6 protein-coding genes and 1 pseudogene are annotated in these 3458 nt (G+C 51.2%); 5 read left to right on the forward strand and 2 right to left on the reverse strand.

Annotation, left to right across the window (positions count from 1 at the left end; genetic code table 11):
- Positions 1-214: 214 nt before the first annotated feature.
- The 4 genes and pseudogenes from ACOCD2_RS14560 to ACOCD2_RS14575 form a co-directional block, all read left to right on the forward strand.
- Positions 215-559 (forward strand): annotated as a pseudogene (locus ACOCD2_RS14560) (transposase); the annotation flags it as partial.
- Between the two features lie 419 nt (positions 560-978).
- Positions 979-1221 (forward strand): type II toxin-antitoxin system HicA family toxin, encoded by a 243-nt coding sequence (locus tag ACOCD2_RS14565; RefSeq protein ID WP_305801437.1) that lies wholly within the window; start codon positions 979-981, stop codon positions 1219-1221.
- Entirely contained in the window at positions 1218-1682 is a 465-nt protein-coding gene (locus ACOCD2_RS14570; protein ID WP_293649707.1) for a type II toxin-antitoxin system HicB family antitoxin, read from the forward strand. Before ACOCD2_RS14565 ends, ACOCD2_RS14570 begins: the two co-directional genes overlap by 4 nt.
- Before the next feature lie 71 nt (positions 1683-1753).
- The gene (locus tag ACOCD2_RS14575) at positions 1754-2071 is read left to right on the forward strand and encodes a hypothetical protein (protein WP_293649709.1); all 318 of its coding nucleotides are present in this window, start codon (positions 1754-1756) and stop codon (positions 2069-2071) included.
- Between the two features lie 505 nt (positions 2072-2576).
- Here ACOCD2_RS14575 and ACOCD2_RS14580 read toward each other — a convergent pair.
- Positions 2577-2741, reverse strand: coding sequence for a hypothetical protein (locus ACOCD2_RS14580; RefSeq protein ID WP_293675475.1), 165 nt, complete (start codon positions 2739-2741; stop codon positions 2577-2579).
- Positions 2741-3025, reverse strand: coding sequence for a helix-turn-helix domain-containing protein (locus ACOCD2_RS14585; protein WP_293675474.1), 285 nt, complete (start codon positions 3023-3025; stop codon positions 2741-2743). The genes ACOCD2_RS14580 and ACOCD2_RS14585 overlap by 1 nt, the downstream gene beginning before the upstream one ends.
- Before the next feature lie 122 nt (positions 3026-3147).
- Here ACOCD2_RS14585 and ACOCD2_RS14590 point away from each other — a divergent pair.
- Positions 3148-3458: DUF4172 domain-containing protein (locus ACOCD2_RS14590; protein ID WP_419625750.1), on the forward strand; the 311-nt coding region annotated here is incomplete at its 3' end.

Raw genomic sequence — 3458 nt, forward strand, 5'->3', positions numbered from 1 at the left:
TCCATAGCGGCCTCCAGAAGTTTGTGTTGATTTCTCTTCTGAGAGGCCGCGCCTTGCTATGTCAACTATTTTTTGAGATTTTTAGTGGTTTTTCTCCTCTGAAACTCTAAACTCTAGTTACAGGAGAAAACACCAGAAAAAATCATAATCAATCCCCATACTCAACCGGCCATCATAATTGTCGCCAAACCGGCCAAGATAATTGACGCCGAACAAGACGTACCAGGCCAAGTACCCGAAGGCGGTTACTTGCCTGGAGAAGGACCGGGAGGCTCTGCTGGCCTTCTACGACTTCCCGGTGGAGCACTGGGTGCACATCCGGACGACGAACCCGATCGAGTCGACCTTTGCCACGATTCGCCACCGGACGGACCGAGCCAAGGGTTGTGTGAGTCGAAAGACCATGTTGGCGATGATCTACAAGCTGGGGATGAGTGCGGAGAAACGCTGGCGCAGGATCCGTGGATTCCACTACCTGGCCAAGGTCATCGACGGTGTGAAGTTCAGAGACGGAATCGAAGTGAACAGCGAGACCGGTGACAGCAGGAACGCCGCCTGATCATGCTGTACACCAGATTTGACTATAGCTCTACATTATCTTGATGGCGCTTGTTAATGGTACTGCCGTTGCTTGTATTGGCGCAAGGTACAGGGTACATCCGGAACCGTAAGGGCTTGAGGTCAGCGCGTGGAGAGCTGTCAAGCAGAAAGTCGGGGCCCCGCACGCGGCAGCGGGTGGGTTCCGTCTTTGTGCTTGATAGATCGGAGCGTGTCCAGATACTGTTTATGGGGGTTGGGAAAAGAGTGGAGCGATAGCGGAACGTAGAGCCCAACCCCCTGCCACGTGGCGAACGCCCCCGGAGGGCCTTGAGAGTAAACTAGTTTCGGTATAACCTCGTTAGAGAGCTGTTATTTAGTGTGCTGGATGCAACTGGTGGATAGTTGCAGAGTATAAGAGGTGGGTATATTATGTCGAAATTGAGCAAGGCCAAGGAAAGGCTCCGCCAACAACCAAAGGGCTATACCTGGGATGAGGCGTGTTCTTTGGTACGTACCCTCGGGTTTAAGAAAGTGGAAGGCAGTGGCTCCCGCGTAAAGTTCTTCAACCCAGAAAGCGGAGACCTGATAAGCCTGCACAAACCCCATCCGAGAAATGCAATGAAACCCTATGCGGTCAAAGATTTGTATCGATTTCTGAATGAAAGAGGGTTGTTAAAATGAAATCCCAATGTCTGAAATATAAAGGTTATCTCGGCTCTATTGAAATGGATATGGAGTCTGGCATATTGCATGGAAAGCTGTTATTTGTAAACGATCTGGCAACTTATGAGGCGGAGACAATTCCGGCACTACAAAACGAATTTGAGTTGGCTGTTGATGATTATCTGCGGACCTGTGAACAGTTGGGCAAGGATCCAGACAAGCCGTTTAGCGGCACATTCAATGTGCGTGTTGGATCAAAGCAACACCGCGAGATTGCGTTATATGTTGAGCTATTTGGATTAAGTGGCATCAACGGTTTTATTAATGAGGCTGTCTCGGAAAAGTTGGCCAGAGGCAAGCAACCTCTGGATGTGCAAGTAACGCATCGTCATATACACAGTGTTGAACAGGCATTTACATTCGGTGAGTCTGGGGGGGAGGCAGAATGGGAAATAGAGCAATCTCAGACTTTGCAGTAAGTCGGATAGTGTTGGTCGAGGCTCAATGCCACCTTGACCGAATGGTTCCCATCGGCAAGGGGCGGGCAAGTATGGAATATCCCGTTACAGTAGAAGTCGTTACGGATGAAGAATCCGGTCAGTTCGTAAATATATTGATTGAAGGGGCTGTTACGGGGTATCCGCAAGAAGGTGATAACGAGGCTAGTGTATTCAAAATTGCCGTCAGTATATTGGGGGTTTTTAAGCCCCAAGTTCCCATTGATAAACAGCCAGGCGAAGAAGTGGTCAATGAGTTAATCAAGGTACTGTCGCCGCTGGTTTTTCAGTATGTGCGGGAATATACGAGTGATCTGGCACGGAAAATGGGCATTTCTGGCCTTGGTATCCCAATGGAATTGCCGCCATGAAAAAGGTCGATGATTAGCAATCATTTGGAATTAAATGTGTAGACGTTTTTCGGCCGAAAAAGTGGGGGCCCTTCCACCTACCGGCTTCAGGGCGGGTTTGGCAAGGTGAGGTGATCGGCATTGATCGAGCAACAGGGAGAACTGGCACCCCCTCTACTCCGATCGCAGCGGCGGTGGTAGTGGTCTGCGCGGGGTTCACGCTCACGGCCTCCTGGCCTTCGCTTCCACTCCGCCAATGGTTGCGGCACAGCTTGTGCCGCGTTTATTCAGACTACCGATCGCGTTAATATGGTCACCGGATGCGGAAAACTTTCTACGTGAAAAGGTAGGAGTGGAAAGATAGGGTCATCTACCAGCCGCGCGCATACAGCTTTCCAGCGCGCGAATGCCATCGCCGCGCCTTTGCTGTCAGTTTTCGTTTCTCGAAAAAGCGAAAAAGTTGATAGCAAAAATGATCCGTTCTGTTACCGGGTATTCGAAGAAAGGGGTGGTTTCTGTAGCCACATCATTGATTGAGACTCATTCTGGGCAGATCCGATGCCAGATAGTCCTCATCATAGGTCATCACCATGCGCTCATCCGACAGGACGAGCGTACCCATTTTTTGCGGCACGGCACCAATGGCCGTCCACACCACGGCGGTATAGTGAGGTAATGCCGCCGTGCGCATCAGGGTTCCCCTGCAAGCTCGAAGAACTGACCCTCGCGGATGGCCGCGATAGTCGCATTACGGGAATGACGGGGCTTGAACTCGATGGTCATGTCCAAGGCGTTGGCCAGGGCTTCGAGGGTGGACACCCGCAAGTCGCCCCGTGCCTTGGCCTGGGACAAGCCGACTTCACTGATCCCCGCCCGCGCCGCTAGTTCTTTCTGCGAAAGCCCTTGTGCTTTTGCTCGGGTAAGCAGGGTTTCCAGTTTTTCCGTTATGCGTCTGTTTAATTTATGTCGCTCCATGTTGCTTAATATAGCATATATTATGTGTTTACATAATTCATGTTCTGCAATAACCGACTTTGCTCTCTTTTATCGGCCATTATCTGCTGTTATTTGGCTGAAATGCGCGCTATATTTCAGCCATGCGTAATGCGAAGTGGGTATGGCAGCGGTCGGATTGGCCGAATTTTCAGTACGAAGAAGTGGATTTCACCGAGACATGTGGTGAGTTTACCGCTGTAGCCTCACGTCTGGCCGGGCGCATCGAGGCGTTGGCAGAGCTTCCACGCCAGGAAATTACCGTTGATCTGATGGTGAGCGAGGCCATCAAGACGATGGAGATCGAGGGCGAACGACTGGATCGGGAGTCCGTCGTCAACTCCATTGCCGCACTAATGGGGTTTCTGCCTGGCAAAGGGCTGGCCTGGGACAAAAAAGCAGAGGGCGTGGCACG

Origin of the sequence: Thiolapillus sp., from assembly GCF_048562965.1 — a bacterium.
Taxonomy (GTDB): Bacteria; Pseudomonadota; Gammaproteobacteria; order Chromatiales; family Chromatiaceae; genus Thiolapillus; species Thiolapillus brandeum_A.

Bases quoted from the DNA above. Each gene is read 5' to 3' on its own strand.
- ACOCD2_RS14570 (WP_293649707.1), top strand. From the start codon at position 1,218: ATGAAATCCCAATGTCTGAAATATAAAGGTTATCTCGGCTCTATTGAA.
- ACOCD2_RS14575 (WP_293649709.1), top strand. From the start codon at position 1,754: ATGGAATATCCCGTTACAGTAGAAGTCGTTACGGATGAAGAATCCGGT.
- ACOCD2_RS14580 (WP_293675475.1), bottom strand. From the start codon at position 2,741: ATGCGCACGGCGGCATTACCTCACTATACCGCCGTGGTGTGGACGGCC.
- ACOCD2_RS14585 (WP_293675474.1), bottom strand. From the start codon at position 3,025: ATGGAGCGACATAAATTAAACAGACGCATAACGGAAAAACTGGAAACC.